Source organism: Pseudomonas sp. MG-9, assembly GCF_018729515.1.
Taxonomy (GTDB): Bacteria; Pseudomonadota; Gammaproteobacteria; order Pseudomonadales; family Pseudomonadaceae; genus Aquipseudomonas; species Aquipseudomonas serboccidentalis.
The window spans coordinates 97881-122865 of sequence record NZ_JAHHZH010000001.1 but is presented as its reverse complement, the minus strand read 5'-3'; the positions used below and the strand labels follow the sequence as shown (position 1 = coordinate 122865).

The window sequence follows — 24985 nt, the reverse complement described above, 5'->3', positions numbered from 1 at the left end:
GTCATGCCACACACCCACAAAGAAGCGAATCTGCACGCCATCAATCTGGCGCAAAAAGCTGCACTGATCGATCAGCCATGGAGCCCGCGCGTGGTCGCCGAAATGAACGACTACCAGTTCAAGGTGGTTCGCATCGAAGGTGAGTTCATTTGGCACACCCACCCGGAAACCGATGAGGCTTTCATCGTGATCGAAGGCACGCTGCGGATCGATCTGCCCCATGGCAGCGTCTACGTCGCGCCGGGTGAGCTGTACGTCGTGCCACGCGGGACCGAACATCGCACGGCGGCGGAGGGAGAAGCGCGCCTGATGATGATTGAGCCTCGAGGGGTGCGCAACACCGGGCACGAGGGTGGCGAGCGCACGGCTGACAACGACGTCTGGATCTGAGCAAAAGGCGCCGTGAAGCTGCGGTTTGACGGCGCCACTTGATGAGTTTCCAGCCCTGGGCGTTACCGCTGATAGTGCGCAACCAACTGGTCGAGAAACTCGAAGAGTTTCAGGTTCATCGCCGCATAGACGTTGGCCGCCAGCAAAGACCGACTCAAATCGGTCCCTCACTCGCCTGGGTTTTATTGGCTTTGCGGCCACGTGAGGCAGGCCTCACCGGTACGCTTTTGCCGTATTCATTCCACCATTGAGCGAGCGCCTCCATCGTCGGCCCGAGTGCGCGTGCTTTTGCTGTCATTTCATACTCCACGCGCGGGGGCACTTCTGCGAAGACCGTTCGCGAGATCAAGCCATCGCTCTCAAGCTCCCGAAGTTGCGCCGTCAGCATGTGTTGTGTAATGCCATTGATCGCTTTGCGCAGCTCGCCAAAACGGTAGATTCGCTGATTTAGCATCCACATGATCTCCAGCTTCCACTTGCCTGAAAGCAGCGAAAATGCGCGCCGCATTTCCTCGTGCATGTTGATCTGACCGTCATCATTAGTCTGGTTTTCCATACTAAGTACCAGTTTTTCATCCTACTTGTGGTTTTTCATGTTAGACGACATCTTCGCCCTAAGCCGAAGTAAAAACACCTGCTTAGGAAAACCTCATGATCGAAAATTATATTTACTGGATTAGCACGGCGCTGCTTTCGTTGCTCTATTTCGCCTCTGCCTTGATGTACATCGCCAAGGGAGACTTTGTTCGCAACGCACAAGCGGAGTTGGGCTATTCAGCCTCCCATCTGGTGCCTTTGATGATCGTGGTCAAGATACTGGGACCCGTCGCGATTTTGTGGCGCTTCAATGTGGCAATCAGTGATCTGGCTTATGCCGGCATGCTTTATCACTTGTTGCTCTCAGCATCAGCACACCTGGGTGTTCACAAACCCAAAGGTTCTATCCCGGCAGCCGTAGGAATCATTCTCCTGGCCACCTCCTTCGTGACACAAAACGTTGCTCGCGAATATCCATCGCCTTATGCACCGGTAACGATCATCCAAGAAGCTCTTAAGTAATGGGGAACAACATGACTCGACTCAATGAAAAAGTTGCCATTGTCACCGGCGCCGGTCGGGGTATCGGCCGAGCCATCGCTAAACTTTTCGCGATGCAGGATGCGACGGTCGCGGTCGTTTCGCGCACGGCTGAAAATGTTGATCAGGTGGTTGCCGAGATCCAGGCCGCTGGCGGCATCGCCCTCGGAATCGTTTGCGATATCGCTGATCCCGTTCAAATTACTGCCACTGTCGACAAGGTGATGGCTGCCTATGGACGAATCGACATTCTGGTTAACAATGCTTTCGATCCTTCTGTGGTTTTTTCATCGGTGATTGAGCTATCAGCCGAGCAGTTGCAGCGTAATTTCGAAATGGGCCCGATTGCTTATCTGCGAACGATGCAGGCGTGCTATCCCCATCTCAAAGCCAGCGGTGAGGGCCGGGTTATTAATTTCGCGTCCCTGGCCGGTGTCATTGGCATGCAGGGCTATGCGCCTTACAACATGGCAAAGGAAGCCGTACGTGCCTTGACTCGCTCTGCGGCCAGGGAATGGGGCGCTGACAAGATCACGGTCAACAATGTCATGCCGGTCGCTGACACGTGGGGAACCGCGGTCGATGTACCTGCCCCCACTAACGTGCTTGGTCGTTATGGATCACCGGAAGAGGATATTGCGCCGGTGGTGTTGTTTCTCGCCAGTAAGGATGCGCAGTTCTTGACGGGATACAGCCTCACGCCTGACGGAGGCCAAATCATCGACAGCGCCCGCTGACGGTCCTGTGCAAAAACCAAGCGTCGATTCATCAAAGCTGCATACGCCATATGGGCCGCGCGACGAAGCACTTGTACGATGTCTTACCACAAGGTATTACTAGGTCTCCAAAAAAAATAAAACCACGGAGATCGCTACATGGACTCATCCCTGTCCGCCCCCCCTGAAAGCCTTGACCGGGCAAAGGGCAATACTCGCCGCAACTTCCTGAAAAAATCCCTCGCTGTTTCCGCCACGCTCGCCACCGTCGGCAGCGCCGCGCTAACCCGAATCTCCGAGGCCGCCGAACCCTTGAGTCAGCGCTACCCGGATCCACTGATTCACATCCTCGACGACAGCTTCCTCGAGCTACGCGTTTTCAACGCCAGTGTTGAAAAACTCGCCACCGGTATGCGCTGGGCCGAAGGGCCGGTGTGGGTTGGTGATGGCCGCTACTTGTTGGTCAGCGACATCCCCAATAATCGCATCATGCGCTGGGACGAAATCACCGACACCTTCACCGTGTACCGCGAACACTCGAACTTCTCCAACGGCATGTGCCGGGATCGCCAAGGGCGTCTGATCGTCTGCGAAGGCTCCACCACCACCCGCGAAGGCCGCCGCATCACGCGCACCGAATACAATGGCACGATCACCGTGCTGGCCGACAGCTTCGACGGCAAGCCCTTCAACTCGCCCAACGACATCGTCTGCAAAAGTGACGGATCGATCTGGTTCAGCGACCCGCCCTTCCAGACCAGCAACAACTACGAAGGCCACAAAATCACCCCGAGCCAACCCCACGCCGTGTACCGCATCGACGGCGAGAGCAAAAAAGTCACTCGGGTCATCGACGACCTCAACGGCCCCAACGGCCTGTGCTTTTCTCCCGACGAAAAAACCCTGTACGTCGTCGAAGGCCGCGCCAAGCCCAATCGCCTGATCTGGGCGATTGCCGTGAAGGACGACGGCACACTGGGCGAACGCCGCAAGCACATCGAGGGGCTGGACTATGCCGCAATCGACGGCATCAAATGCGACGAAGCGGGCAATCTGTGGTGCGGCTGGGGCGGCAATGGTGATCCCAAGGCCGACCTGGAGAAACTCGACGGCGTGCGCGTTTTTAATCCGCTGGGCAAGGCCATCGGACACATTTCCCTGCCAGAGCGCTGCCCGAACCTGTGCTTCGGCGGACGCGAAGGGAATCGGCTGTTCATGGCCAGTAGTCACTCGATCTACTCACTGTTTGTGAATACGCGTGGCACTACGTTTGCGTTGTAAAAAAGACGTTCGTCTCGCGATCGTTGCGTGACTATCGAAACAATATCCTGCCGCGCATCATCCGGCGATGCGCGGCATTCAAGCCCGTTGACTGTCCCGGCACATGGCTAAAGCAATCAGGATCCGACAACCGCTCACTCGGTCGACGCGACGGAGGCTTTGCTGCCCAAGCGGATCAGTTCATTGGAGAAACACAAGCCGACGATGATCAGTGCCGCTCCCGCGTACAGGCTGTCGCGCGGTACTTCGTTGAGCGCCACAAACGCCAGCAGCGCGGCGAACAGTGGCTCGGTCAGCTCCAGCGCTTGCACTTGGGATGGCTTGAGATACTCGATGGCCTTGGTGGTGCAGAAGAAGCCCAGGATTGTCGGCAGCGTGGCCAGCGCCAGCAGCGCAGCGATCGCCAGCGGCGACAGCTCGCCGATCGCGAAACCATCGGCCGCAGCCGGCATCAGCAAGTACAGGCTGCCAAAAAATAACAGTTGTCGGGTGAAGTGCAGCCCCCCCGACACCCCCATTCGCTTCATGGCAACCGAAAAGGCCCCATAGCCGGAGCCGGCCATGGAGGCGAGCGCAGCACCTTGCAGGGTAAAGCCCTGCTGCAGGTCGCCGCCGAAGATCACCGAGATCCCGGCGATAGCCAGTGCGGCACCCACGGTCGCGTTCGCAGTGATGGCGTCCTTGAGAAAAATGCGCCCCAGAATGATCGAGGAAATTGAGGCACTGGCCATCAGCACCACTACCACACCTGCCGCAGCATAGTGTCGATAGGCGGACGTTTCGAAATGGAACAGCACAAAGATGCCAAGGAATGCGCAGATAGCCGCCTGAGTCCATTTGATCGACGCCGCCGGGCGCTTGAGGAAAAACAACAGGATCGAGAGAAGCACGCAACCCAGTACGGTCTTGATGACCGCGACACTGCTGGCGGTGAAACCATTACTCATGAGTATTTTGCTGAGTACACCGATCGTTGCGTTCAGTGCCGCAGCGGAGAGTGCAAACATGACGCCTTTGCTGAAAGTGGATTGCATTGATGACGATCCCTGTCGCTGAATTGTCGTCCGATAGAATGCCGCCCGATATCGACGGCGCACAGTTTGAGGATACGAAGATCCCGCCAACGCCAGTATTTATTTGGCGATGCAATAGGCGTTGACGAATGTTGCAGTGTGCTGCAAAGACTGACGTATATCCGGTTTGGCTATTCCATGCCTGTTGGCAAATTGCTCGACCGCCGTTGTATCAAAACGAGTGGTCTGGATAAAGTCCAAGGCTTCGGGTTTTGTATTCAGAAACCACGCGACGGGCGCAATACTCAGCAGCCACTTCAGCAATCGGAGCGGAATGTGATGCTTGGGAGACTTTAAGCCCAAAGGTTGTGCCACCTGTATCAGGAGTTCTCGCAGGTTTGGCGTCTGGTCATCAAGCGCCAGCAGTTCCTGGCCCACCATGGCAGGATCAAAAGCACACACTGCCAACAGCTCGACCAGGTAATCCACAGTAACCAGTGGCAGCCAGTGCTCGGCGGTACCGGGCACGGCGGTCAGCTTTCCCTGCACAAGGTTGCGTATCAGCTCCACCAGCGGCTGACCGTCAAGGATATGCCCGGTACGGCTGTGACCACAGACAGTCGCAGGGTGGACAACGGTCATCTCCCCGCCCTTGGCAGACATGACCTCCAGGGTCGCAAAATGCGCCTCCAGCTTGCTTCCCTCGTAACCCCCGACACGCCGGTAGACGGCAGGCCAATTCGTCAACTCCGGATGACGAGGATCAATTCCGATGCGCTGCAGATGTTCATGATTTTTCAGCATGTAGCCGCCGATCATCACTAAACGGCTGTTTTGCTCAGCCGCCAACAGCGCCACGCGCTTTGCCCCTTCCACATTCACCGCACGAGAATGCTCCACCGAAAGCCCCCATGCGAAGTGGGCGCCCAAGTGGAATATGACGCTGGCGTGCTGTAGCCCTTCTCGGTCCTCAAGACTCAGCCCGAGGTTGTCCCGTTCCAGATCGCCGGCAACGGCAAATACCCGGGTTGCGCACCCTCCCAGATTATCGACTTGCTCGCGCAGTGCAGCCAGTCGCTCCGGGCGACGCATCAACACCCGAACGGTGTGACCTTTTGCACTCAGATACGCCACCAAATGTTGACCGATGAAGCCGGTCCCCCCCGTGACAAAGCACTCCACGCCCATTTCCCTGTTCCTTGTTCAAGATGAGAAATCAAGCGTAAACTGTCGACCCAACTCTACAGTCAAGCGGTGTTTTCATGAGAATCGGCGAACTCGAAGCCCGTAGCGGCGCCAGCCGCCATACGCTGCGTTACTACGAGCAAATCGGCCTGATCTCAGCGCTGCGGCAAATCAACAACTATCGCGTTTACACCGAGCAAACTCTGCAGGATCTGGACTTTATCCAGCGTGCGCAAAGCATGGGGTTTTCCCTGGGGGAAATCGGCGAGATTCTGGACGCGCAGCGGAACAAGCTGATCGATTGTGCTGACGGCGCCAGGCTGATTGAAAAAAAGATGGCAGAGATCAAACAGAAAATCGCCAACCTCCAAGGCATTTATCGGTATCTGGATGAAGAGCGCGCAAACCTCGAAGCCAGTGCTGCCAGGCAACTTGAGCTTCAACAGCTGAACAACGCTTCAAACTGAACGGTCAACATCCGGGGAACGGAAGCTGCAGCCTGCCTCCAGTTTCAAGCCCATGGCTGACGCATTTTCTGAAACCTTGTAGCCAGGTTCTGGACGGTAAGCGTCCGCCCAAAAGACCTTGCGTGGTTGAACGGGCGCCCTTCTACGCGGCAGCTAACACAGACAGAATTCGGCCAGAAACGGCCTTGGGGCGAACGATAAGTCCATAAATTTCTGCATTAACTGAAGTTCGGCTCGGTCAACACATTGAGCCCTGACTGGCGCAAACGCATGCGAAAAAGATAATCACGAAGATTGGGTGTTTTTTTCAGCCATTGCGCACTTTCGGGCACGCGTTCCAAATAATCGAGCATAGGCGTCAGGATGGCGTCCGCCATGCTGTAGTCCGCCCCGCAGAAAAATGGCTGCTCATCCAATTGCTGCGCCAGCAGCCAAAGTGTATGGATAGCCATTGGCTCGGCGATAGCCACAGCGTCTCTATCGATTGGGCGTGACGGCTGTGCAGGTGAAACCAGTAATAAAAGATAACGACGTATCAGTCGATCATCGGCATACATCGCCAAGGCAGCGGCCCACTGATCGACCTTTACCTTCTGGGCCAAGTCAGCGGGCCTTGGAGAAACAAGCGCAAAGGCTTCATCCAGGTAGCGGCAAATGGTGGTTGTTTCAATTACGCTCCGCTCTCCATGCAGCAATACCGGGACCTTGCCAAAAGGATGCAGTGCCTTGTGTTCAGGGCTGTGCAACCTGATCGCATTACCATCCACGTGCATCCCGTGTGTGTAATCCAGCGCTTTCTCCTCGCAGTAAAGTCTGACACTCCGTGCGAAGGTGCTAAATCCAGGTCCCAGTATGTGCAATCTCATGTGTAGCTCCTTGAGGGTAGAGCCGGCAATTCTGGTCGGTATGACCTTATGTTCAAGAACATAAAGTCCCGTTTTGTCATACTCCAGCTCACGCTTTATCAAGGAGAAGACGAATGCCCTGGCCTGCTACACAGCGCGCAACCACTCGACAGATGATTCTGGATAGCGCCGCGCGACTCTTCGCACTGGAAGGTTTCGACAAAGTCAGTATCGACTCAATTATGGAGAGTGCGGGATTGACCCGGGGGGCTTTCTATAGTCACTTCGCATCCAAAACGGAGCTTTACACCGAAGCGATTAGAAATGCCGCGAACGCAGGGGGCGCGATGCTCGAAGAGGCTGGTAAAAATGGTTTGCTGCAGGTAGTGAAAGACTATCTCCGCATGGACCATCGGGATGCAAGCCGCATGCACTGTCCGTTAGCGTTCATGGTCAATGATGCTGCTCGACAGGACGGAGCCATCCAGGAGAGCTATACCCAAGTGCTCTCAGCGTTCATCACACGTCTAGAGTCCGGGCTGAAATCGACGACACAGACGAATACACGCCAGCATGCTGTGCAAATTGCCGTAGGGATGATTGGTGGCTTGGCACTCGCTCGAGCTGTGGCCGATGACCAATTGGCGCAAGAGATTCTCACAGCCTGTCAGCAGGGATGTTTGCAGCTCGTTGAGCCATGACCTGCCACAACAAACGAGGCGCCTTATTACCAAGGGTCAACGTCGCCAGAATGCAACTGGACCGAGCGTTGCAGGCGCACAAACCGGGTGATCGACCGTAGGCGATCATCAGCGATGTCGATCAAACCGTGCTGAGCAGCAACAGCTATTGGGGCCATGTGATCAACAGCCCAAGCAATAAAGGCGCTGATCTGACTTCAGGTTTGAGGGTGCGACAACGCTTCTCGCCCTCTTGTTCAGCCCGACCAGGATCAGCCTTGAGTCAGATAAACGCGGCCTCGACAAATGCCTCCAGCGCTTTCTCTTCCAGTATCTCGATGGAAAAATGGCCAAAGCGTTTGGGCAACCAGATGATGCGTCCCCCCGACGGGGATTGCAGATTCGCCCGCGCTAATGGCTGCCCGTTTTCGTCTTCCGGCTGAACACCGGCGGCCAGCAATTCGTCATAGGCTATTTCGATATCCGGGGTCGAGTAACAGTGACGGTAAATCATCCCCTCGCCGGCAGAATCCAGAAGCGCTTTCAGATTCCCGGCCAACGGCTGCACCAACATGAAACGCTCCTGCCCGATCAGCGCAATCGCGTAACGCACCTGCAGCCCGCCCCGCTCCCAAACCAGCGTCTTGGAGATTCTGGCGTTGAGTATGTCCGCATAGTAAGCACAGGCTTCTTCGAGATTATTGACCAGTACATCGACGTGACTGAATTTCAGATCCATTGCGTGGCTCCTGTCGAAACGATACTCATGGTAACCACTACGCGGTTGTTCATGGCGTCGGTTTCCTCACCGAATTCCCATTGGAATACCTTCCCGTCTATGAGACAAAGGCCTGAGCCTTTCGAGGGACCACGCCATCAAGGAGCGCTGCACCCCATGGATGAAACCATCACTTACCGAATCGCAACGGTCGAAGATGCCTTGAGCATGTGTGAGTTGGGCCAATTGCTCAATGAGGTGCACCACACTGCCCGTCCCGACATCTATGCACCTGCCACCGAAGCGTTTTCCCGTGACCTGCCTCACTGGTCGGGGCTGTTCGAGAGGCCGGGCCATGTTGCCTTTATTGCCCATGTCGGTCATCAACCTGCGGCGTTTATCACGGCCAGCCTGTCAGCCAGTTCAGGGCCGTTGATGCAGCCGCAGAATGTTGTGCGCATCGGTTCGGTGTGTGTCGCCGAACAGTTTTCGGGAAAAGGCATTGGACGCGGGCTGATGGATCTCGTGAAAAACTGGGCGCTCGAACAGGATGCCCAGGATCTGCGTTTGACGGTCTGGGCGTTCAATACCCGGGCCGTGCGGATGTATGCGGAGTTCGGATTTGAACCCCGCGCTTTTGAAATGGGCATGCGTCTGTAGCGGTTCGCCCGCTCGCAGCACCCTGCCTCAGCCCAGTCGCATCGACAGCTCGATGTCATCGGCAAACGGCACGGACAGATAACCGTTCTGCGGCGCACGCACGTACGCCAGGTATTCCGGGCAGTAGTTGGTGTTGTCCGCCACCACCAGCGCGCCCGGCTTCAGGTGTTGTTCCACCAGGAGCAACACATCGCCATACAGCGCCTTGGCCCCATCGAGCAGGAGCAGGTCGACTGACGGCGGCAGGTCGCTGGCGAGGGTGACGAGCGCATCGCCTTCGCGGATTTGCACCAGATCGCTGACGCCGCCCTCGACGAAGTGATGGCGTGCCAAGGCGATTTTCGCCGGTTCAAATTCGCTGCCGATCAGCACGCCACCACCGTTGTCGCGCAGCGCCGCCGCCAGGTGCAGGGTGGACAGGCCGAACGAGGTGCCGAATTCGACGATGGCCTTGGCCTTGGCATTGCGCGCCAGCAGGTACAGCAGCTTGCCGGTGTCGCGCGAGACTGGCAGCCACAGGTCCTTGAGCATGGCGTAGAGTTTCAGGTACTCGGTCTTGCTGTGCATCAGGCGTTCACGCTCCTCGCCGGACACCGTTTCCAGCACCGGGCTGGTGGCGGCGCTAGCTTGGCTGTAGAGACGTTCGATCAGGCTGGCCAACGGTTCAGAGGTCAGGGTTGTCATGATTGCTTTCCGTCAATGGGGGATTAAGATGCGAGCAATTCGTCGCATTTAAATGATGCGAGTGATTCACTCGATCCGCTATTCGCGTTTCCCTTCGAGGCCCGAGCCGCCCATGAGCAATCGCCAGACTGCCCGTATTTCCTCGCGCAAACAGCCGCAGCAGGCACGCTCGGCTGATCTGGTCGCGGCGATTCTGCAGGCGGCTATTCAGGTTTTGACCGAGCACGGCGCCAGCCGTTTTACCACCGCACGGGTCGCGGAAAAGGCTGGCGTGAGCATCGGCTCGCTGTACCAGTACTTCCCTAACAAGGCGGCGATTCTGTTCCGTCTGCAGAGCGATGAATGGCTGCACACCACGCAGATGCTGCGGCGAATTCTGGAAAATCCCGAACAGCCGCCACTGGCACGCCTGCGCACACTGGTGCAGGCGTTCATCCGTTCGGAGTGTGAGGAAGCGCAGATGCGCGGGGCGCTGAACGATGCGGCACCGCTGTATCGCGATGCGCCCGAGGCTCACGAAGTACGTGCGGCGGGACGGCAAATCTTCGCCGTCTTCATGTGCGAGTTACTGCCCGAAGCCGGTGAGCCAACCCGCACCGCAGCCTGCGATCTGATCCTGACCACGCTCAGTTCGGTGGGCAAGGATTTTTCCGGCAACCCGCGTAGCGATCCGCAAATCACCGCGTTCGCCGATGGACTGGCGGACATGTTCAGCGCCTACGTGGTGGTGCTGAATCAGCCTTCAGGGTAAATCCGGGTGAACTGCTGCTCGGTGACGAGCGTGCCCCACTGACTGCCCTGCTCTTCTTTGCTCAGCTCGAAGCCGGACGCCTCGTACAGTCGGCGCGCGGCGTCGAGGCCCTTGAAAGTCCAGAGTTGAATGGCGGCAAAACCCTGCTGATCACAAAACGTTACGGCCGCGCTCAGCAGTTGCCGGCCGACACCGCTCCCGCGACAGCCATCATCGAGGATGAACCAGCGCAGATGCGCTTGATGGTTGCCCAGGTCCTGCCCGTCGATCGCGATCGAACCGACGATGCGCTCGTTGAGGGTCGCCACCCAGATCTGGTTGCACGGCTGATCGAGGCGCCCGACAAACTCCGCCACGCCACTGGCGACGCGGCTTTCGAAGACCGCGCCGAAGCCGGCATGCTGCGAGTAGTAATCGGCATGCATTTGCGCCACGCGACCAATCAACCCCGGGCGGTAGCCGGCGCTGATGAGCAGGTTCGGCGTGAGTGCTTGATCGGTGCCCAAGCGGATCGTTTTGAGGGCGTGGGCGTAGGTGGTGAGGCCCTGCGCCACGCTCTGTTGTTGCGATGGGTTGAGCGCCTGCAACGCCTGGCTGACCTGCGCCTGGCCGAAGGCGTGGATATCGGCAACGGTCTGCCGGCCTTGCGGCGTCAGGTGCAAGCGCTTGACGCGAGCGTCGTCGGCCGTACGCTCCTCGATCTCCCCGGCCTTGATCAGTTTGCCAACCATGCGACTGACACTGGACTTTTCCAGCCCCAGGCTTTGCGCCAGTTGCGCCGAGCTCACACCATCCCCCGCCTCGATTTCCAGCAGCGCGTGCACACCGGAGGCGGAGTAGTCGGTCGCCGCCAGCGTGGCGCGCATGAAGCCCAGCTCACGCACCATGGTGCGCGATGCCGTGCGGATGTCTTCGATCAAGGCTGGGGCAATCGTCATGACCAACCACCTCTGGAATATGGTTGTACGATACAACCATATTCCAGTCACGCTGTGCAACGGGCCGGCTACGCTGGGTAACGGCGACGCGTATCCGGTCGACAAAACTGGCAGCACGTTTCACCATGCCCCCTTTCCTTGAAATGACAGCGAGGCGTCGTAATGAGCCAATCCACCATCCGCGCGTTGATCCTTGACGACTATGCCAACAACGCCTTTCGCGAGGCACAGATCGAGCGCCCGGTGCCACAGGCCAATGAGGTGCTGGTGCGCATCGTGGCCAGTGGCGTGAACCCCATCGACTATAAAATCCGCACCGGCCATGCGCCTTACGCGATGCCAGAGCTGCCGGCGATTCTCGGAACTGACATGGCCGGCGTGATTGAAGCGGTCGGCACCAATGTCAGCCATCTGTCGGTGGGCGACGAAGTGTTCGGCATGGTCGGTGGTGTGCGCGGTTTGCCGGGGTCGCTCGCCGAATACCTGGCGGTGGATGCCGACCTGGTGGCGCTCAAGCCGAAAAATCTCGGGTTTCGTGAGGCGGCGGCCGTACCGCTGGTGTTCCTGACGGCGTGGGAAGGTCTGGTCGACCGCGCGCATGTCCAGGCTGGTCAGAAGGTGCTGGTGCACGGCGGCGCGGGCGGTGTCGGGCACATGGCGGTGCAAATCGCCGCTGCCCTGGGCGCTGAAGTGTTCGCCACGGTGTCGCCGGGCAAGCGCGCGATTGTTGAAAGCTACGGCGCCACGGCCATCGATTACAAAAACGTGCCGGTCGAGCAGTACGTCAGCCAGTTCACCGACGGCAAGGGCTTCGACGTGATCTACGACACCGTCGGCGGCAAGAGCCTGGATGATTCGTTTGCGGCGATCCGGCTCTACGGTCACGTCACCAGTTGCGCGGCGTTCGGCACCCACAACCTGGCCACCGGTTCGCTGCGCAGCGCCACGCTGTCGGGGATTTTCGTGTTGCTACCGATGCTCACCGGCGTCGGGCGCAAGCACCACGCACAAATCCTCGGCTACGCCACGCGGTTGATCGAGGAAGGCAAGGTCAAGCCGTTGATGCATGCTGAACACTTCAGCCTCAGCCAGGCGCGCCAAGCGCACGACGCGGTGCAACAGGGCACGGCGATTGGCAAGGTGGTGATCGACGTCGCCTGAACGACAGAAACTCAGGACAAAAAAAGCCCCGCAACCGAATGAGGTGCGGGGCAAAGTATTGGTTGGTTGCGGCCAACCAAAGGAGCTCGGTCAAAACAGTTGGCAAACCCGGGTCAGATGCAATCCTGGGCGGCACGTTCAAAGCTGGAAGGCAGAAAGTTCGAGGCCAGCAAATGGCGCTCGTAGATGAACACCTTGCCGCCGCTGCCGGCCTTGTAGGCTTCCAGCACGTTGTCGGCCGAAACCTTGCTCGGCACCACGATCCGGTAGCTGCGCTGGGTTTGCGAGACGCTCGGGTTCAGCGCACTGAGTTGCAGCTTCGGCACCACGCAATCGGCGTACTGCGCCGGGGTCTTGCTGGTCTGGAGGGTCAGCGTCGGGTCGTTCGGCGCGGAGGCGCAACCGGCGAGCAGCAACGAGGCAACGGCCATGGACGGGGCAAATAAAGAGCGCATCGGTGTAGTCCTGAAAATAAAGGTTCGGTTCAACTGGCAGCGGTTCAGCGTCACGGCGCCGCCGCTGCCCTTTTGGTTTTGAGTATTCAGCTTGAAGCCACCAGTGCCTTGAGCGAGGCATCGAACTGCTTCAAGGCATTGAGTTGCAGGTCCCGTTGTTTTTCGATCTGCGCGGCAATCTCGTGCGCCGCTTTATCGTGTACCCAGACCGCCGGGATCTGTTTCTCCACAGCGCCTTCGGCCTTGCCGATGTACTGCAGGTCGGCATCGTAGAAACGCGCGATGAAGTGCGCTTCGAACAGGTTGTTCTGCTGGGTCAGCAAGCGGTTGAAGGTGTCGAGTTTCACCACGATGTCCGGATGCGCCTGAATCAGCGCATCGAGGTTGTCGTAAACGGTCACCGACATGAACTGACGCTGTAACGAGCTGAGCAACCAGTCGATCGCCAGTTCCGGATCGGAGCTGCTGACAAAAGCTGCGCGAATCCGTGAGTCCAGCGCATCCTTGGCACCGTGCAGCGCCATGTCGTGGTAACGCGTCAGGTAATCAAGGTTGTCCCGGGTGTTTTCGCTGTACAACACACCTACGCTCTGCGAATGCTGCAAGCTCGCGCTGCTGCCGGCGATCGGTTGAAGATGACACGCACAGGCGTCGTCTGCGTAAGACGGTGCCGTGGCCATCACGCCGCCCATCAGCAGGGCGATCAGTGCCAGTCGGGTCAGTGTCTTCATCGCGCATTTCCTTGAGCTGCGTGTTCAATGGAGGCAATTTTCCGCCTATTGCCTGTAAAGCTGAACTTGCGTTTCGTGATGGTCACTATTACTTCTAGCGATAGTTGCGCACGATAAAGACGGGTAACACACTCATCCACAACGACTAAAACAACAGTGAGGAAGCCGAATTGAGAACCTTTGACCTGATCCGCGACGCAGTCTTGCCCGACTTTCGCGAGCGGGTGGCCGAATATCTGGTGCAGTACGAAAGCGTGTTGCTGGACAAGGACATCACCGATGCACAGCTCAAGCGCGACACCGCCAATCAGTTGCGTGGCTACCTGCGCGGGCTGAACACCACGCGGGTATTGGGCATGGCCTACTGGGAAGAGCTGGATCGACGGGTCGTCGACACCTGGCTCGCGCCACAGCCGTGACGGCGGACGCCGGGCAGTGACGGTAGCCCGATGAGGCGCTGGCCGCCTGCGCCTGACCGGGCAAACACTTCAGGATGACCAGACCCATGTCCAGTTTCGATACGCCCCTGCAAGACCTCGCCGCCCCCGAAGGCGTCTGCTACGGTTGCGGCGGCCGCAACCCTCACGGGCTGCACGTCAAAAGCGTCTGGCACGAGGACGGCGTGCACGTCATGGCCGAACACCTGCCGGACGACAAATACTGCGGCTGGCCGGACCTGGTGTACGGCGGCTTGCTGGCGATGCTGGTCGACTGCCATTCCAACTGGACGGCGATGGCCTACCACTACCGCGACGAACAGCGTGCACCGGGCAGCCTGCCGCGCATCGACTGCGTGACCGGCAACCTCGGCATCAAATTCATCAAACCCACACCGATGGGCGTGCCGCTGACCTTGCGCGCCAGGGTCGAGGGCGAGATCGGGCGCAAGACGCGGGTGATCTGCGAGGTGTACGCCGCAGATGTGCTGACGGCGATTGGCGATTCGGTGTTTGTGCGGGTCGATACCGGGCAACTGGCGGATGCGGCGCACGGGCGCTGAATCCCCACGCTCCCCTGTAGGAGCTGTCGAGTGCAATGAGGCTGCGATCTTTTGATTCTGATCTCGATGGAGGCCACCAAAAATCAACCTCAAAAGATCGCAGCCTTCGGCAGCTCCTACAGAACCGATACTTGAGCAAACCCGGCTAGGCGCGCCTACGCAAAAATCGACGAGGCTATTGCAGACCGCACTTCTCAGGAGTTTCCAGCCCGTGTCCGAACTGCCGACCGACTTCGCCTACACCCGACGCTTCAATGCCGTGCTCGCCTACATCGATGCCCATCTCGAGGGTGACCTGTCGGTGAGCACGTTGAGTCAGGTGGCGAACTTTTCGGCGTTTCACTTCCATCGGCAATTCAGCGCCTTCGTTGGCGTGCCGGTCTCGCGCTATGTGCAACTGATGCGTTTGCGCCGGGCGGCTCATCAACTGGCCGCGCAGCCGGAACACTCGATACTGGACGCCGCGTCTGACGCCGGTTTCGAGAGCCCGGAAGCCTTCAGCCGAGCGTTCCGGCGCGACTTCGGCATGACGCCGAGTGCCTTCAGGAAGCAACCGAACTGGCAGACCTGGAATGCGGTATTTGCCATCCCTCACTTTTCCAGGAGCGTCATCATGCAAACCAGAATCATCGATTTCCCGACCGTGCGGGTCGCCGCGCTTGAGCACTGCGGCGCGCCGGCAGAGGTTCAGCAAAGCGTGCAGAAATTCATCGCGTGGCGCCTGCACAGCGGCCAGTCGCCCGTGGCGTCGAGTCGTACCTTCGGCATTCCCTACAACAACCCCGACACCACGCCGGCGGAGGGTTTTCGCTTCGCCATCTGCGGCGAGATTGACGAGGCCGTGGCGCCCAACGCATTCGGCGTGCGTGAAATGGTCATCCCCGGCGGTCGCTGTGTGGTGGTGCGGCATATGGGTTCGCCGGACCACATCGGCGAAACGATCTACCCGATCTACCGCGACTGGCTGCCAACCAGCGGCGAAGAGTTGCGCGATCATCCGCTGTTTTTCCATTACCTGAGCGTGTATCCAGAGACGCCGCAGGCGCAATGGCAGACGGATATTTACGTGCCGCTGCAAGCGTAAGATTCACTGACATGTTTTTCCGCTTGTCGTGCGCAAGGCCAACCCCTTATAAGAGCGGCTTTCTCTCTCGACATAATGGGTGCACACATGAGCAATGCCTGGAACGAAGGGTATTTCACCGACGAGGGTTACACCTACTCGTATAGCCGGGAAATCAACCCGGTGTTCCAACGTTATTGTTTGTTGTTGCGCGGTTTTGCCACGCTGGAGAATGCCAGCGGCTATCACTGCGAACTGGGCTTCGGCCAGGGCGTCTCGATCAACATCCATGCCGCTGCCAACCCGGGAAACTATGTCGGCACGGACTTCACGCCGTCCCAGGCGGCCCATGCCATCGCGCTGGCGAGCGACTGGAACAGTCAGGCACGGCTGTATGACGACAGCTTCGAGCAATTGCTGGCCCGCGATGATCTGCCGCCCTTCGACAGCATCAGCCTGCACGGCATCTGGACGTGGGTCAGCCGGGACAACCAGAAACTGATCGTCGAGTTCGCCCGCCGTCACCTCAAACCCGGCGGCATGTTGTACGTCAGCTACAACTGCTTCCCGGGCTGGTCGCCTTCGGCGCCACTGCGCAATCTGTTCAGCCTGCACAACCGCTTTGCCAGCCAGACCACTACCAGCCCGGCCAAACGCATCGATGCCGCACTGCAATTTTCCGAGGCGCTGCTGGCGGCCAATCCCAAATACGCCAGCGCAGCGCCGAGCCTGGGCGCCCAGTTGAACAGCATCAAGGGCCAGAATCGTCAGTACGTGGCCCATGAATACTTCAACCGCGACTGGAACTGCATGTATTTCACGGACGTGGTCGATGCCATGACCTCAGCCAAACTGGACTACGCCACCACCGCCGTGCCGCTGGACACGGTGGCCCCGCTGAATCTGAGCGCAGAAGGCATGGACTTTCTCGAGGGAATCGAGCACCCGATCATGCGCGAGCAGGCGCGTGACTACTTCGTCAATCAGCATTTCCGCCGCGATCTGTACGTGCGCGGCGCCAATCGGCTGTCTGCCGCCGAGCAGCGCGATGGCCTGCTGAGAAGCCGTTTTGCCCTGTTGCAAACCATTGAACACATTCCAGGCATGGTCACTGGCCCCGCTGGCGAGGCTTCGTTACAGGCGGACATTTACGGCCCGGTGCTCGAAGCGCTCGCCGCCAATGCCTACGCACCAAAAACCTTGCAGCAGTTGTCGATGGCTGTCGGCTCCGTTGCTTATGACGACCTGGTGCAGGCCGTCAGCGTGCTGATCGGCATGGGCGTCGCCGCGCCGTGCCAGAGCGAAGCCGCCGAAAGACAGGTGCAGGAGCGTTGCAACACACTCAACCTGCAACTGTGCAAACGCGCACTGTTCAACAGCAACATTCAGGTGCTCGCCAGCCCGGTCACCGGCGGCGGTGTGCCGGTCAGCCGTTTCCAGCAGTTGTTCCTGATTGCGCTCAAACAAGGCATGACCGACCCGCAAGACTGGGCGCAACTGGCATGGAGCGTTATCGGTGATCAGGGCGAAGTGCTGCTCAAGGGGGATCAGCCTCTGCTCACGGCCCAGGAGAATCTCGCCGAACTGACCGAACAGGCCCAGGCATTTGCCGAGACATCGCTGATTATTCTGCAGGCGTTGAAAATCGCCTGACGCTCACTTGCGCGCGGACTGACGCGCAGGCAAACCAGGCGACTGGCCGTCCTCCAATGCGGCCAGTCGTCTGCGTTTATGGCCCTGAGTGCCGTCTCCCGAGTAATCGCCGCCGCATCTACCGCCTCGCTCCCCGGCAAAAAAGCAAAATCCCCATGTGCTCCCATCGTTCCTTGTTGCGTCGCACTGTTCATTGCCCGTTCCTGTCTGTCTGGAGTTTCTTCGATGCCCGCGCCCAAATCCCTGCCCACTGCCCTATTGGGTCTGGCCCTCGCCTGCCCGGCCATGGCCGAGGAACCCAAAGGCATGGAGTTGGGCCAGGTGCTGATTTCGGCTGAGGAGCAAAGCGGCGCAGACGCCTCCGTGGCCGAAGCCGAAGCGCGCCTTGCGCAGGTGCCCGGCGGCACCAACGTGGTCGACATGCACCAGCCGTTGCAGGGCAAGGTGGCGAGTAATCAGGATGTGCTGGCGTATCAGCCGGGGGTCTACGCGCAGTCGGCGGGCAATGAAGGGGTGAAGATTTCGATCCGTGGTTCGGGGATCAACCGTGCTCCGGGCGCCCATGCTTCCGGGCTGTACACGATGCTCGACGGCCTGCCGCTGACCGGCCCCGGCGGCACACCCTACGAATTGCTCGAACCGCTGTGGCTCGACCATGTGGAGGTGCTGCGCGGCGCCAACGGCTTCGATCGCGGCGCACTGGCGCTGGGCGGCGCCATCGATTACGTCAGCCACACCGGCTATGACGCGCCGAAACTGCAGGTGCGCTATGCCACCGGCAGCCACGGCTATCAGCAGCGTCAGGTCAGCTCCGGGCAGGTGCTGGGCGACTTCGATTACTACGTGTCGCTGACCGATTCGAACGCCGACGGTTATCAGGATCACACCGCCAGCGAGAGTCAGGGCGTGATCGCCAACTTCGGCTATCGCTTCAACCCGAACCTGGAAACCCGTTTCTATTTCCGCTACCGGCAGACCGACAACGACCTCGCCGGACGCGTGACCAAGCACTCGATCGAGCACGATCCACGGGCGGCCAACCCGGCCTACGTGTCGCGCGACGACAGCCGCAAGCAGCCCGGCAGCACCTTCATCGGCAACAAGACCACCTACTACATCGACGACGATTCGAGCATCCAGACCGGGCTGGTCTATCACGACTACCCGATGGACCTGCGCGAAGGCCCGAATCGCTTGAAAGTGGCCTACACCGACGTCAGCGGCACCTTCGACTACAAGCGCCGCGACACCTTTCTCGGGATGGAAAGCCGCAGCACCGTGGGCCTGCGCACCACCAAACACCTGCCCAACGACGGCGCCAGCGAATTCGTACGCATCCCCAGCGGTAACACCGCCGGCTACGCGCCGGGCACCCGCATGCGCAACTTCACCTATCAGGGTTCGGACACCGTTCTGCACGTCGGCAACGACCTGGAGATCGCCGACGATCTATGGCTGACCACCGGCCTCGCCGCCCTCTACACCCGCCGCGAAAGCGCCGTCACCTACCCGCAAAGCGGCGGCAAGACCAGCCAGAACGACTGGGATTACGCCCCGCGTCTGGGCCTGCGCTATCAGGTCACGCCGGACCTGCAACTGTTCGGCAACCTCAGCCGTTCGGTCGAAGCGCCACATCCGTGGTCGCTGATCTACAGTTCGAACATCCGCTTCCCGGCCGGCAACGGTGCGGCGACCGGCACCCAGCGCGACCCGATCAAACTGCAAAACCAGACCGCCACCACCCTCGAACTCGGCGGCCGTGGCGACAGCGCGCTCGGCCAGTGGAGCCTGGCGTGGTACTACGCGCAGGTGCGCCATGAATTGCTCTCGGTGCTGCCGGACGCCAACACCGTCACCCCTTACGAACTCAACGCCAGCCCCACCGTGCATCAGGGTGTCGAAGCCAGTCTGCAGAGCACGCTGTGGTCAGCCGATGACGGGCGTAAATTGACCCTGCGCCAGGCCTACACCTTCAGCGACTTCCACTACCGCGACGACCAGCGTTTCGGCGACAACCGCCTGCCCGGCCTGCCGATGCACTACTACCAGGGCGAACTGCGCCACGACTGGCCGCAAGGCTTCTTCGCCGCGGTCAACACGCAACTGGTGTCCAAGGTCGCGGTGGATTACGCCAACAGCTACTACGCCGATCCCTACACACTGTTCGGCGCCACCGTCGGCTACAACGCGCCGAAAAACGACTGGCAAACCTGGCTGGACCTGCGCAACCTGACCAACCAGCACTACGCCGCGACGGTCACACCGGGGTATGACGACAAGGGCCAGGATGCGGCGCGGTCTACGCCGGGTGAAGGATTGGGGGTTTATGTCGGGGTGTCGTGGAGTTTGCTTTGAGGCTTTACCGATTTGGCAACCCTTGTAAAAAGCGCTCTCGATCAAAAAGGAGGTTTCCGGGAAATGGGACCGAAAACGCAGGAGCTGATCAATGTGCTGGGTCAGTTGATCGAGATACTTGAAAGCGATGGAGACACGCACTGGAACCAGTGGATGCGCAGCGCAAGAGCGCGTCTTCTTGACTCCGATTACTCCGGGGTCACCTACTTATTGTCGGCCTACGGTGGAATGGGTTCGTTCAATGATGTGGTTTTAGGGCAGAGTCGTGTCGATGGCGTATTCGCCTGGAAACCCGGCCACGTCGAGTTGAACGAACATTTCGACACGTTGCGTGCCGAGGCTGCGCGACTGGCCGAGGCAATCAGGGATTCGCAAAACTGACATTCCCTCTCCCGGCTCACTCATAAAACTTACCCGCCAGCAAAATGCTTGCACAGCGCTGCCATACATTAGCTGAAGAGACATCTGCTGCCGCCTGTCTGGAACTGGCGAGCGCCCAGGCACCTGCGGCGTCAAGAAACGTATCCAAAGAACCGTTTTCCCAACCCGAGGCACTCCGGCCATAGGGCGACAGCGGTTCGCTCACCGAACGCTCACGGGCAAAGTCGGTGCCCAGTGCCTGAATAAACGCAATGAACGATTGCTCGTCGCTCACGCTTTCCAGCAACTCATCAAGATCATCAGGCGCAGACATCGTGGCACTTTCCTGTTGGCGAATGGTTTGCCCGGGATGCTGCTATGCATCGATGTTGAGGTCAATCAGCCCGTCAAAACGGTCCCTGCGTCATCACCCGCGTCTCGATGATGTTGCGCAAGGCTTCAACCCGGCGCTGGTACAGATCGGTCAGACAACTCACCTTCGCGCCACAGGCCTTGCGGCTTTTCAGGAAGGCCTGTTGTTCGCCGATCAGCGCATCGCGTCCGCCCATCGGCAGCAGGCGTTTGTCGAGGCTGAACAGCTCGCCCATGGTCACATCCAGATCGTTCAGCGTGCGGTTGGCGCAGACCGCTTGTTCGTCCGCCGCTTTGGCCTTGGCACAGTCAAAACTGGCGGCGAATGCCGAATCGGCGGCCAGCCATAAACCGGCGCCGAGTAGCACGCCGATCACCGATGAAATTTCTCGAACTCGCGTCATGTCGTCGTATCCAACGTTGTAAGTCAATGGAGGTATGAGTAATGAAAAGCACCGACGATATCAAGCCTGCAACCCCTCATGACGCGCCACCGCTCGATTCCTCGGGCAAACCGGTCGACGTGGTTCGCCGGGATCTGCAAGACAGCGACGATGACACCAAAGCCGTGGACGAGGTGATTACCCCGACCTCGATCCGCACCAAGGAACAAGAGGCCGAGGAACTCAAGCGTAAGACCGATGCGATCGAACGCAAGGTCGCCGACGGTAATTAGTCCACTGACTACAGAGCTGCGCCGCGCGAATATGCCCAACGGGTGGGTCGCTTATTGCCAATGAGTCCATCCGGTGTGCGCTGCCCTGCCCCCGTCTCGTCCAGACAAATACCTGTGTCCGCTCAATGGCTTGAAGGTCTGGTGCGGATACGTCCTGCCTCACGTCAATGTCCCGCCCACGACCGTTCGGCGCTTTGTCTGGCAGGGCCGCGAAATCGGATCTAGGGTTGCGTGGCTGGCTATATGCCAGCGACCCGCGAGCGGCGGTCACGCGCTCGCCCGTCGCGGCACTGGAAAAGAAATCAGGGATGGTTTTTGTGCTTGCGGTTCTCCTGCGCTCTTGCCGAGCGCGCAACTGATCCCTGCGTTTCGTTGTGTTCTCTCAAGGACAGAAAGATGAACAACGTACCGGTCAATTCCCCACGTCTGCCACTGCGGCAGGCCACTCGCGACGCTCCCGAAGTCCAGCCCGGCGGGTTCGGCTGAGGACACGGGCGCCGGCCTCCATTCGCCGGCGCTGCGCGAACTGAAAACACCCTTCGATCAGATCCCGACGGATCAGGTTGCTCGCTTGCCGGGGTTCCAGCAGGCAGAGGCGGCCTGTCTGTCAGGTAAGGCGCCCCTTTTCATCGGGGGGCGGATTTGCAGCACGGATGAGGAAACCCTCGATATGTCCCGTTCAACGGCCAACATCCCGCCTTATGGCGTCGCCATTCAAGGCGCAATCAAGCAAGGCGATGTGCAGCACATGAAGACGTTGTTGCAACAGCGCGACACCCGTAAACCTGAAGCGCAAGACCTGAAGGATGCGTACGAAGAACTGGCCAGGGAAATTTCCAGGCACGAAAAGCCCTGAAGCCATCAATCACATTGCAATGGAGGCAATCAACATGTCCGGTTCTACTCAGCAAAATGTCGGTTTGTTCCCGGTGAGCTATCGCATCGGCACCGGTGCGCCCGGGGCGCAGTCGCTGGCCCTGCACCTGCTGGTCTCGACGCCGAATGCGAAAGTCAACGGCACCGCCGTGATCACCCAGGCAACCAACCCGCCACTCGACGTGCATTCAGACGTCTGGGGTGAGTACACCTACCTCACCGTGATGTCGCCCGGGGTCAGCAAAATCCTCGTGACCGCCCAAGGCAATCACGGCGGGCCGGGCTCCAACTCCATCGATAACTTCGATGTGCGTCTGGTAGTCGGCACCGACTGGCGCGAAGGCGTCGCCAACTATCGCTATTTCGATGGTCAACGCTGGCACGAGGTCAACAACGCCCCGGCGCATCTGCAGGAGTCGCTGCCTTCACCGTACCACCCGGGCCCGGTGATCAGTCCGCACCCACCGATCCTGCCGCTGTACGCCGCGCCGATCCAAAGTGCGATCGCCAGCGGTGACCTGGCGCAGATGAAAAATCTGGCCAAACTCGCGCAGCAGCAACTCGACCAACAACCGCAACTGCAGAGCGCACTGGAAGCGGCGAAGAAAGAAGTCAGCCGGCTGCAGAGCCGCTGAGTCAGGCCACTTGATCCGCCATTCACTTTAGGGAGTAGCACCATGTCGATTGGACTTTTTCACACCCGTCTGAGCATCAGCAATGCACTGCTCGGTGCACCGGTCCTGACCCTTGATCTGCTGGTCGATACTGCGCACAAACGTGTCAGCGGGATTGCCAGTGTGTTCCAGGCCACCTGGCCGACGGTCAATTACCGGGAACCGGTCTGGGGCAGTTTTTCCGAATCCAAACTGACTGCCAATGTCGAGAACCACATCATCCTCACCCTCGACGGCGGCCCGAGCCGCCCGCCCAGCCAAATCGCCCAGACGTTCCACCTCAGAGGCATTCTGGGCAGCGACTGGGACAGCGGTTTTGTCGATTATCGCTATGAAGAACAGGGCCAGTGGCACGAAGTGAAGCATGTCGCGGTGCATCAGGCACCCAGCGAGCAACCGCATCCGGGGCCACACCCGCAGCCACTGTACGCCGTGGCCGTGCAGCAGGCGCAGACCAGCGGCGATCTGGCGCAGCTCAAAACCGTGGTGCAACAGGCCGAGCAACAAGTGGCGCACGAAGGCGCCTTGCGTAGCGCTCTTGAGCATTTGAAAGCGGAAATCGCGCGACTGGAAGCGCGCTAGCCGGCAAGCCCCGGGCGAGATCGCAACGGATCTCACCCGGGGCTTTTCAACCGCGGTCAATCCATTCGTAGCGCGCACAGGACTGTGCGCAAGGATTTCCCATGTCAGACGTGCGCCCCGCCCGTTACCTCAGCGACACCGATCTCAAACGCTACGTGCCGGTGCACGTGGTCTGGGAGATCACCCTGGCCTGCGACTTGAAATGCCTGCATTGCGGCTCCCGCGCAGGGCATCGACGGCCTGACGAACTAAATACCCGCGAGTGCCTGGACGTCATCGACTCGCTGGCCGCGCTCGGCACCCGCGAGATCACCCTGATCGGCGGCGAAGCCTATCTGCGCAAGGACTGGACGCAACTGATCAAGGCCATTCACGACCACGGCATGTACTGCGCGATCCAGACCGGCGGACGCAACCTGACCCCGGCGAAGATGCAGGCGGCGGTCGATGCCGGGCTCGACGGTGTGGGCATTTCCCTCGACGGCCTCGCCCCGCTGCACGACGCCGTGCGCAACGTGCCCGGCTCGTTCGACAAGGCTGTAGACACCCTGCGCCGGGCCAAGGCCGCAGGACTGGCGGTGAGCGTCAACACCCAGATCGGCGCCGCCACACTGCCGGACTTGCCGGCACTGATGGACACCATCATCGAGCTCGGCGCCACGCACTGGCAGATCCAGATCACCGTCGCCATGGGCAACGCGGTGGATCACCCGGAGTTGCTGCTGCAACCCTATCAACTGCTGGACGTCATGCCGTTGTTGGCACGCCTGTATCGTGAAGGTGTCGACCGTGGCCTGCTGATGAACGTCGGCAACAACATCGGTTATTACGGCCCGTATGAACACCTGTGGCGCGGCTTCGGTGACGAACGCGTGCACTGGACCGGTTGCGCCGCCGGCCAGACGGTTCTGGCGCTGGAAGCCGACGGCACGGTCAAAGGCTGCCCGTCACTGGCGACCGTCGGGTTCTCCGGGGGCAACGTGCGCAACATGAGCCTGCACGACATCTGGCACTACAGCGAAGGCATGCATTTCGGCCGCCTGCGCTCGGTGGATGACATGTGGGGTTACTGCCGTGGCTGTTATTACAACGACGTGTGTCGCGGCGGTTGCACCTGGACCTCGCATTCGCTGCTCGGCAAACCCGGCAACAACCCCTACTGCCATTACCGCACGCTGGAGCTGCAAAAGCGTGGGCTGCGCGAGCGCATCGTCAAGGTCGAGGAAGCGGCGCAGAAGTCGTTCGCGGTCGGCCGCTTCGACCTGATCACCGAACGCATCGACACCGGCGAAAAGGTCAGCAGCGTCAGTGACAGCGGTCAGGTGGTCAAACTGGCGTGGATCAATCAGGGCCAGCAATCGCCGGAGCAAGGCCGGATCGCCCCGCAACTGAGCCTGTGCCGCAGCTGCTTGCAGTACATCTATCCGCACGAGGTGATCTGTCCACATTGCAACGCCGATGTCGCCGCCGCCGAAGCCGAACACCAGGCCAATCGAGCGCGGCAGCAGGCGATCATGAACACGCTGACCGGGCTGCTGGGCATCGCGCCGAGTCGCTTGAACTGAGATCTCTTGCAGCAGAACGGACGGCAACGAGGCGTGTGCAACAAAGGCGCCCATCTC

General features: G+C 59.6%; 31 protein-coding genes. 20 read left to right on the top strand and 11 right to left on the bottom strand.

Translation table 11 applies throughout. The features are described from left to right. Positions 1-3: 3 nt before the first annotated feature. Positions 4-390 carry a cupin domain-containing protein gene (locus tag KKQ10_RS00640; protein ID WP_215499687.1) on the top strand — a complete coding sequence of 129 codons (387 nt, stop codon included), beginning with the start codon at positions 4-6 and terminating at the stop codon, positions 388-390. A 154-nt stretch (positions 391-544) separates the two neighbouring features. On the opposite strand, the gene KKQ10_RS00635 is transcribed toward KKQ10_RS00640, so the two are convergent. After that, positions 545-946 carry a winged helix-turn-helix transcriptional regulator gene (locus KKQ10_RS00635; protein WP_127651395.1) on the bottom strand — a complete coding sequence of 134 codons (402 nt, stop codon included), beginning with the start codon at positions 944-946 and terminating at the stop codon, positions 545-547. Between the two features lie 95 nt (positions 947-1041). Between KKQ10_RS00635 and KKQ10_RS00630 the strand changes: the two genes are divergently transcribed. The 3 genes from KKQ10_RS00630 to KKQ10_RS00620 all read left to right on the top strand — a co-directional run bounded on the left by KKQ10_RS00630 (position 1042) and on the right by KKQ10_RS00620 (position 3464). After that, entirely contained in the window at positions 1042-1449 is a 408-nt protein-coding gene (locus KKQ10_RS00630; RefSeq protein WP_127651396.1) for a DoxX family protein, read from the top strand. Between the two features lie 11 nt (positions 1450-1460). Beyond that, positions 1461-2204 (top strand): SDR family NAD(P)-dependent oxidoreductase, encoded by a 744-nt coding sequence (locus KKQ10_RS00625; protein WP_215499685.1) that lies wholly within the window; start codon positions 1461-1463, stop codon positions 2202-2204. A 138-nt stretch (positions 2205-2342) separates the two neighbouring features. Continuing rightward, positions 2343-3464 carry an SMP-30/gluconolactonase/LRE family protein gene (locus KKQ10_RS00620; RefSeq protein WP_215499683.1) on the top strand — a complete coding sequence of 374 codons (1122 nt, stop codon included), beginning with the start codon at positions 2343-2345 and terminating at the stop codon, positions 3462-3464. A 134-nt stretch (positions 3465-3598) separates the two neighbouring features. Here the strand turns inward: KKQ10_RS00620 and KKQ10_RS00615 are convergent, their stop codons facing one another. Together KKQ10_RS00615 and KKQ10_RS00610 are read right to left on the bottom strand one after the other, a co-directional pair. After that, positions 3599-4498, bottom strand: coding sequence for a DMT family transporter (locus tag KKQ10_RS00615; RefSeq protein WP_215500368.1), 900 nt, complete (start codon positions 4496-4498; stop codon positions 3599-3601). A 99-nt stretch (positions 4499-4597) separates the two neighbouring features. After that, complete coding sequence (locus KKQ10_RS00610) at positions 4598-5665, bottom strand: SDR family oxidoreductase (RefSeq protein WP_215499681.1); 1068 nt, start codon at positions 5663-5665, stop codon at positions 4598-4600. Between the two features lie 74 nt (positions 5666-5739). Here KKQ10_RS00610 and KKQ10_RS00605 point away from each other — a divergent pair, with 74 nt between their 5' ends. Further along, positions 5740-6129, top strand: coding sequence for a MerR family transcriptional regulator (locus tag KKQ10_RS00605; RefSeq protein WP_127651400.1), 390 nt, complete (start codon positions 5740-5742; stop codon positions 6127-6129). Between the two features lie 218 nt (positions 6130-6347). On the opposite strand, the gene KKQ10_RS00600 is transcribed toward KKQ10_RS00605, so the two are convergent. Further along, positions 6348-6995, bottom strand: coding sequence for a glutathione S-transferase family protein (locus KKQ10_RS00600; RefSeq protein WP_252191431.1), 648 nt, complete (start codon positions 6993-6995; stop codon positions 6348-6350). A 113-nt stretch (positions 6996-7108) separates the two neighbouring features. Here KKQ10_RS00600 and KKQ10_RS00595 point away from each other — a divergent pair, with 113 nt between their 5' ends. Beyond that, complete coding sequence (locus KKQ10_RS00595) at positions 7109-7675, top strand: TetR/AcrR family transcriptional regulator (protein WP_127651402.1); 567 nt, start codon at positions 7109-7111, stop codon at positions 7673-7675. A 262-nt stretch (positions 7676-7937) separates the two neighbouring features. On the opposite strand, the gene KKQ10_RS00590 is transcribed toward KKQ10_RS00595, so the two are convergent. Beyond that, positions 7938-8393 carry a VOC family protein gene (locus tag KKQ10_RS00590; RefSeq protein WP_215499679.1) on the bottom strand — a complete coding sequence of 152 codons (456 nt, stop codon included), beginning with the start codon at positions 8391-8393 and terminating at the stop codon, positions 7938-7940. A gap of 156 nt (positions 8394-8549) precedes the next feature. On the opposite strand from KKQ10_RS00590, the gene KKQ10_RS00585 reads away from it, so the two are divergent. Then, positions 8550-9032, top strand: a complete 483-nt coding sequence (locus tag KKQ10_RS00585; protein WP_215499677.1) for a GNAT family N-acetyltransferase — start codon at positions 8550-8552, stop codon at positions 9030-9032. A 27-nt stretch (positions 9033-9059) separates the two neighbouring features. Here KKQ10_RS00585 and KKQ10_RS00580 read toward each other — a convergent pair whose 3' ends face one another. After that, on the bottom strand, positions 9060-9716 hold the full coding sequence (locus KKQ10_RS00580; RefSeq protein WP_215499675.1) for an O-methyltransferase: 657 nt from the start codon (positions 9714-9716) through the stop codon (positions 9060-9062). Positions 9717-9828: 112 nt separating this feature from the next. Here KKQ10_RS00580 and KKQ10_RS00575 point away from each other — a divergent pair, with 112 nt between their 5' ends. Next, positions 9829-10467 (top strand): TetR/AcrR family transcriptional regulator, encoded by a 639-nt coding sequence (locus tag KKQ10_RS00575; protein WP_215499673.1) that lies wholly within the window; start codon positions 9829-9831, stop codon positions 10465-10467. Here the strand turns inward: KKQ10_RS00575 and KKQ10_RS00570 are convergent. Then, a complete protein-coding gene (locus KKQ10_RS00570; protein ID WP_215499671.1) occupies positions 10452-11405 on the bottom strand; it encodes a bifunctional helix-turn-helix transcriptional regulator/GNAT family N-acetyltransferase in 954 nt (317 codons plus the stop codon). The two genes, KKQ10_RS00575 and KKQ10_RS00570, sit on opposite strands and share 16 nt — an antisense overlap. Positions 11406-11567: 162 nt before the next feature. On the opposite strand from KKQ10_RS00570, the gene KKQ10_RS00565 reads away from it, so the two are divergent. Further along, positions 11568-12566: a zinc-dependent alcohol dehydrogenase family protein gene (locus KKQ10_RS00565; RefSeq protein ID WP_215499669.1), complete on the top strand. Its 999-nt coding sequence runs from the start codon at positions 11568-11570 to the stop codon at positions 12564-12566. 113 nt (positions 12567-12679) lie between these two features. On the opposite strand, the gene KKQ10_RS00560 is transcribed toward KKQ10_RS00565, so the two are convergent. Both KKQ10_RS00560 and KKQ10_RS00555 read right to left on the bottom strand, forming a co-directional pair. Beyond that, the gene (locus KKQ10_RS00560; protein WP_215499667.1) at positions 12680-13021 is read right to left on the bottom strand and encodes a hypothetical protein; all 342 of its coding nucleotides are present in this window, start codon (positions 13019-13021) and stop codon (positions 12680-12682) included. Positions 13022-13107: 86 nt separating this feature from the next. After that, positions 13108-13752 (bottom strand): ATPase, encoded by a 645-nt coding sequence (locus KKQ10_RS00555; protein WP_127651410.1) that lies wholly within the window; start codon positions 13750-13752, stop codon positions 13108-13110. A gap of 170 nt (positions 13753-13922) precedes the next feature. On the opposite strand from KKQ10_RS00555, the gene KKQ10_RS00550 reads away from it, so the two are divergent. The 6 genes from KKQ10_RS00550 (at position 13923) to KKQ10_RS00525 (ending at position 20204) form a co-directional block, all read left to right on the top strand. Further along, on the top strand, positions 13923-14171 hold the full coding sequence (locus KKQ10_RS00550) for a hypothetical protein (protein ID WP_215499666.1): 249 nt from the start codon (positions 13923-13925) through the stop codon (positions 14169-14171). A gap of 86 nt (positions 14172-14257) precedes the next feature. Next, positions 14258-14752, top strand: a complete 495-nt coding sequence (locus KKQ10_RS00545; RefSeq protein WP_215499664.1) for a PaaI family thioesterase — start codon at positions 14258-14260, stop codon at positions 14750-14752. A 220-nt stretch (positions 14753-14972) separates the two neighbouring features. Further along, positions 14973-15836: an AraC family transcriptional regulator gene (locus KKQ10_RS00540; RefSeq protein ID WP_252191460.1), complete on the top strand. Its 864-nt coding sequence runs from the start codon at positions 14973-14975 to the stop codon at positions 15834-15836. 87 nt (positions 15837-15923) lie between these two features. Continuing rightward, entirely contained in the window at positions 15924-17468 is a 1545-nt protein-coding gene (locus KKQ10_RS00535) for a methyltransferase regulatory domain-containing protein (protein WP_215499660.1), read from the top strand. A 225-nt stretch (positions 17469-17693) separates the two neighbouring features. Next, positions 17694-19823: a TonB-dependent receptor family protein gene (locus KKQ10_RS00530; protein ID WP_215499658.1), complete on the top strand. Its 2130-nt coding sequence runs from the start codon at positions 17694-17696 to the stop codon at positions 19821-19823. A gap of 63 nt (positions 19824-19886) precedes the next feature. Further along, a complete protein-coding gene (locus tag KKQ10_RS00525; protein WP_215499655.1) occupies positions 19887-20204 on the top strand; it encodes a DUF6966 domain-containing protein in 318 nt (105 codons plus the stop codon). A gap of 16 nt (positions 20205-20220) precedes the next feature. On the opposite strand, the gene KKQ10_RS00520 is transcribed toward KKQ10_RS00525, so the two are convergent. Next, positions 20221-20517 carry a DUF7660 family protein gene (locus KKQ10_RS00520; protein ID WP_215499653.1) on the bottom strand — a complete coding sequence of 99 codons (297 nt, stop codon included), beginning with the start codon at positions 20515-20517 and terminating at the stop codon, positions 20221-20223. 73 nt (positions 20518-20590) lie between these two features. Next, a complete protein-coding gene (locus KKQ10_RS00515) occupies positions 20591-20959 on the bottom strand; it encodes a lysozyme inhibitor LprI family protein (protein WP_215499651.1) in 369 nt (122 codons plus the stop codon). Between the two features lie 41 nt (positions 20960-21000). Here KKQ10_RS00515 and KKQ10_RS00510 point away from each other — a divergent pair, with 41 nt between their 5' ends. From KKQ10_RS00510 to KKQ10_RS00490, 5 genes are all read left to right on the top strand, one after another. After that, entirely contained in the window at positions 21001-21231 is a 231-nt protein-coding gene (locus KKQ10_RS00510) for a hypothetical protein (RefSeq protein WP_127651420.1), read from the top strand. A gap of 670 nt (positions 21232-21901) precedes the next feature. After that, positions 21902-22087 carry a DUF1843 domain-containing protein gene (locus tag KKQ10_RS00505; protein ID WP_215499649.1) on the top strand — a complete coding sequence of 62 codons (186 nt, stop codon included), beginning with the start codon at positions 21902-21904 and terminating at the stop codon, positions 22085-22087. Positions 22088-22121: 34 nt separating this feature from the next. Further along, positions 22122-22742 carry a DUF1842 domain-containing protein gene (locus KKQ10_RS00500; RefSeq protein ID WP_215499647.1) on the top strand — a complete coding sequence of 207 codons (621 nt, stop codon included), beginning with the start codon at positions 22122-22124 and terminating at the stop codon, positions 22740-22742. A 42-nt stretch (positions 22743-22784) separates the two neighbouring features. Beyond that, the gene (locus tag KKQ10_RS00495) at positions 22785-23363 is read left to right on the top strand and encodes a DUF1842 domain-containing protein (RefSeq protein ID WP_127651423.1); all 579 of its coding nucleotides are present in this window, start codon (positions 22785-22787) and stop codon (positions 23361-23363) included. A gap of 101 nt (positions 23364-23464) precedes the next feature. Further along, entirely contained in the window at positions 23465-24928 is a 1464-nt protein-coding gene (locus tag KKQ10_RS00490) for a GDL motif peptide-associated radical SAM/SPASM maturase (protein WP_215499645.1), read from the top strand. Positions 24929-24985 lie beyond the last annotated feature (57 nt).

What these genes read in the sequence shown, in the direction of transcription:
- KKQ10_RS00620 (WP_215499683.1), top strand. Translation starts at nt 2,343, where the DNA reads ATGGACTCATCCCTGTCCGCCCCCCCTGAAAGCCTTGACCGGGCAAAG.
- KKQ10_RS00625 (WP_215499685.1), top strand. Translation starts at nt 1,461, where the DNA reads ATGACTCGACTCAATGAAAAAGTTGCCATTGTCACCGGCGCCGGTCGG.
- KKQ10_RS00595 (WP_127651402.1), top strand. Translation starts at nt 7,109, where the DNA reads ATGCCCTGGCCTGCTACACAGCGCGCAACCACTCGACAGATGATTCTG.
- KKQ10_RS00520 (WP_215499653.1), bottom strand. Translation starts at nt 20,517, where the DNA reads ATGTCTGCGCCTGATGATCTTGATGAGTTGCTGGAAAGCGTGAGCGAC.
- KKQ10_RS00530 (WP_215499658.1), top strand. Translation starts at nt 17,694, where the DNA reads ATGCCCGCGCCCAAATCCCTGCCCACTGCCCTATTGGGTCTGGCCCTC.
- KKQ10_RS00495 (WP_127651423.1), top strand. Translation starts at nt 22,785, where the DNA reads ATGTCGATTGGACTTTTTCACACCCGTCTGAGCATCAGCAATGCACTG.
- KKQ10_RS00515 (WP_215499651.1), bottom strand. Translation starts at nt 20,959, where the DNA reads ATGACGCGAGTTCGAGAAATTTCATCGGTGATCGGCGTGCTACTCGGC.
- KKQ10_RS00635 (WP_127651395.1), bottom strand. Translation starts at nt 946, where the DNA reads ATGGAAAACCAGACTAATGATGACGGTCAGATCAACATGCACGAGGAA.
- KKQ10_RS00555 (WP_127651410.1), bottom strand. Translation starts at nt 13,752, where the DNA reads ATGAAGACACTGACCCGACTGGCACTGATCGCCCTGCTGATGGGCGGC.
- KKQ10_RS00610 (WP_215499681.1), bottom strand. Translation starts at nt 5,665, where the DNA reads ATGGGCGTGGAGTGCTTTGTCACGGGGGGGACCGGCTTCATCGGTCAA.
- KKQ10_RS00500 (WP_215499647.1), top strand. Translation starts at nt 22,122, where the DNA reads ATGTCCGGTTCTACTCAGCAAAATGTCGGTTTGTTCCCGGTGAGCTAT.
- KKQ10_RS00565 (WP_215499669.1), top strand. Translation starts at nt 11,568, where the DNA reads ATGAGCCAATCCACCATCCGCGCGTTGATCCTTGACGACTATGCCAAC.
- KKQ10_RS00575 (WP_215499673.1), top strand. Translation starts at nt 9,829, where the DNA reads ATGAGCAATCGCCAGACTGCCCGTATTTCCTCGCGCAAACAGCCGCAG.
- KKQ10_RS00505 (WP_215499649.1), top strand. Translation starts at nt 21,902, where the DNA reads ATGTCCCGTTCAACGGCCAACATCCCGCCTTATGGCGTCGCCATTCAA.
- KKQ10_RS00585 (WP_215499677.1), top strand. Translation starts at nt 8,550, where the DNA reads ATGGATGAAACCATCACTTACCGAATCGCAACGGTCGAAGATGCCTTG.
- KKQ10_RS00560 (WP_215499667.1), bottom strand. Translation starts at nt 13,021, where the DNA reads ATGCGCTCTTTATTTGCCCCGTCCATGGCCGTTGCCTCGTTGCTGCTC.
- KKQ10_RS00640 (WP_215499687.1), top strand. Translation starts at nt 4, where the DNA reads ATGCCACACACCCACAAAGAAGCGAATCTGCACGCCATCAATCTGGCG.
- KKQ10_RS00600 (WP_252191431.1), bottom strand. Translation starts at nt 6,995, where the DNA reads ATGAGATTGCACATACTGGGACCTGGATTTAGCACCTTCGCACGGAGT.
- KKQ10_RS00605 (WP_127651400.1), top strand. Translation starts at nt 5,740, where the DNA reads ATGAGAATCGGCGAACTCGAAGCCCGTAGCGGCGCCAGCCGCCATACG.
- KKQ10_RS00590 (WP_215499679.1), bottom strand. Translation starts at nt 8,393, where the DNA reads ATGGATCTGAAATTCAGTCACGTCGATGTACTGGTCAATAATCTCGAA.
- KKQ10_RS00535 (WP_215499660.1), top strand. Translation starts at nt 15,924, where the DNA reads ATGAGCAATGCCTGGAACGAAGGGTATTTCACCGACGAGGGTTACACC.
- KKQ10_RS00630 (WP_127651396.1), top strand. Translation starts at nt 1,042, where the DNA reads ATGATCGAAAATTATATTTACTGGATTAGCACGGCGCTGCTTTCGTTG.
- KKQ10_RS00490 (WP_215499645.1), top strand. Translation starts at nt 23,465, where the DNA reads ATGTCAGACGTGCGCCCCGCCCGTTACCTCAGCGACACCGATCTCAAA.
- KKQ10_RS00615 (WP_215500368.1), bottom strand. Translation starts at nt 4,498, where the DNA reads ATGCAATCCACTTTCAGCAAAGGCGTCATGTTTGCACTCTCCGCTGCG.
- KKQ10_RS00545 (WP_215499664.1), top strand. Translation starts at nt 14,258, where the DNA reads ATGTCCAGTTTCGATACGCCCCTGCAAGACCTCGCCGCCCCCGAAGGC.
- KKQ10_RS00570 (WP_215499671.1), bottom strand. Translation starts at nt 11,405, where the DNA reads ATGACGATTGCCCCAGCCTTGATCGAAGACATCCGCACGGCATCGCGC.
- KKQ10_RS00525 (WP_215499655.1), top strand. Translation starts at nt 19,887, where the DNA reads ATGGGACCGAAAACGCAGGAGCTGATCAATGTGCTGGGTCAGTTGATC.
- KKQ10_RS00580 (WP_215499675.1), bottom strand. Translation starts at nt 9,716, where the DNA reads ATGACAACCCTGACCTCTGAACCGTTGGCCAGCCTGATCGAACGTCTC.
- KKQ10_RS00510 (WP_127651420.1), top strand. Translation starts at nt 21,001, where the DNA reads ATGAAAAGCACCGACGATATCAAGCCTGCAACCCCTCATGACGCGCCA.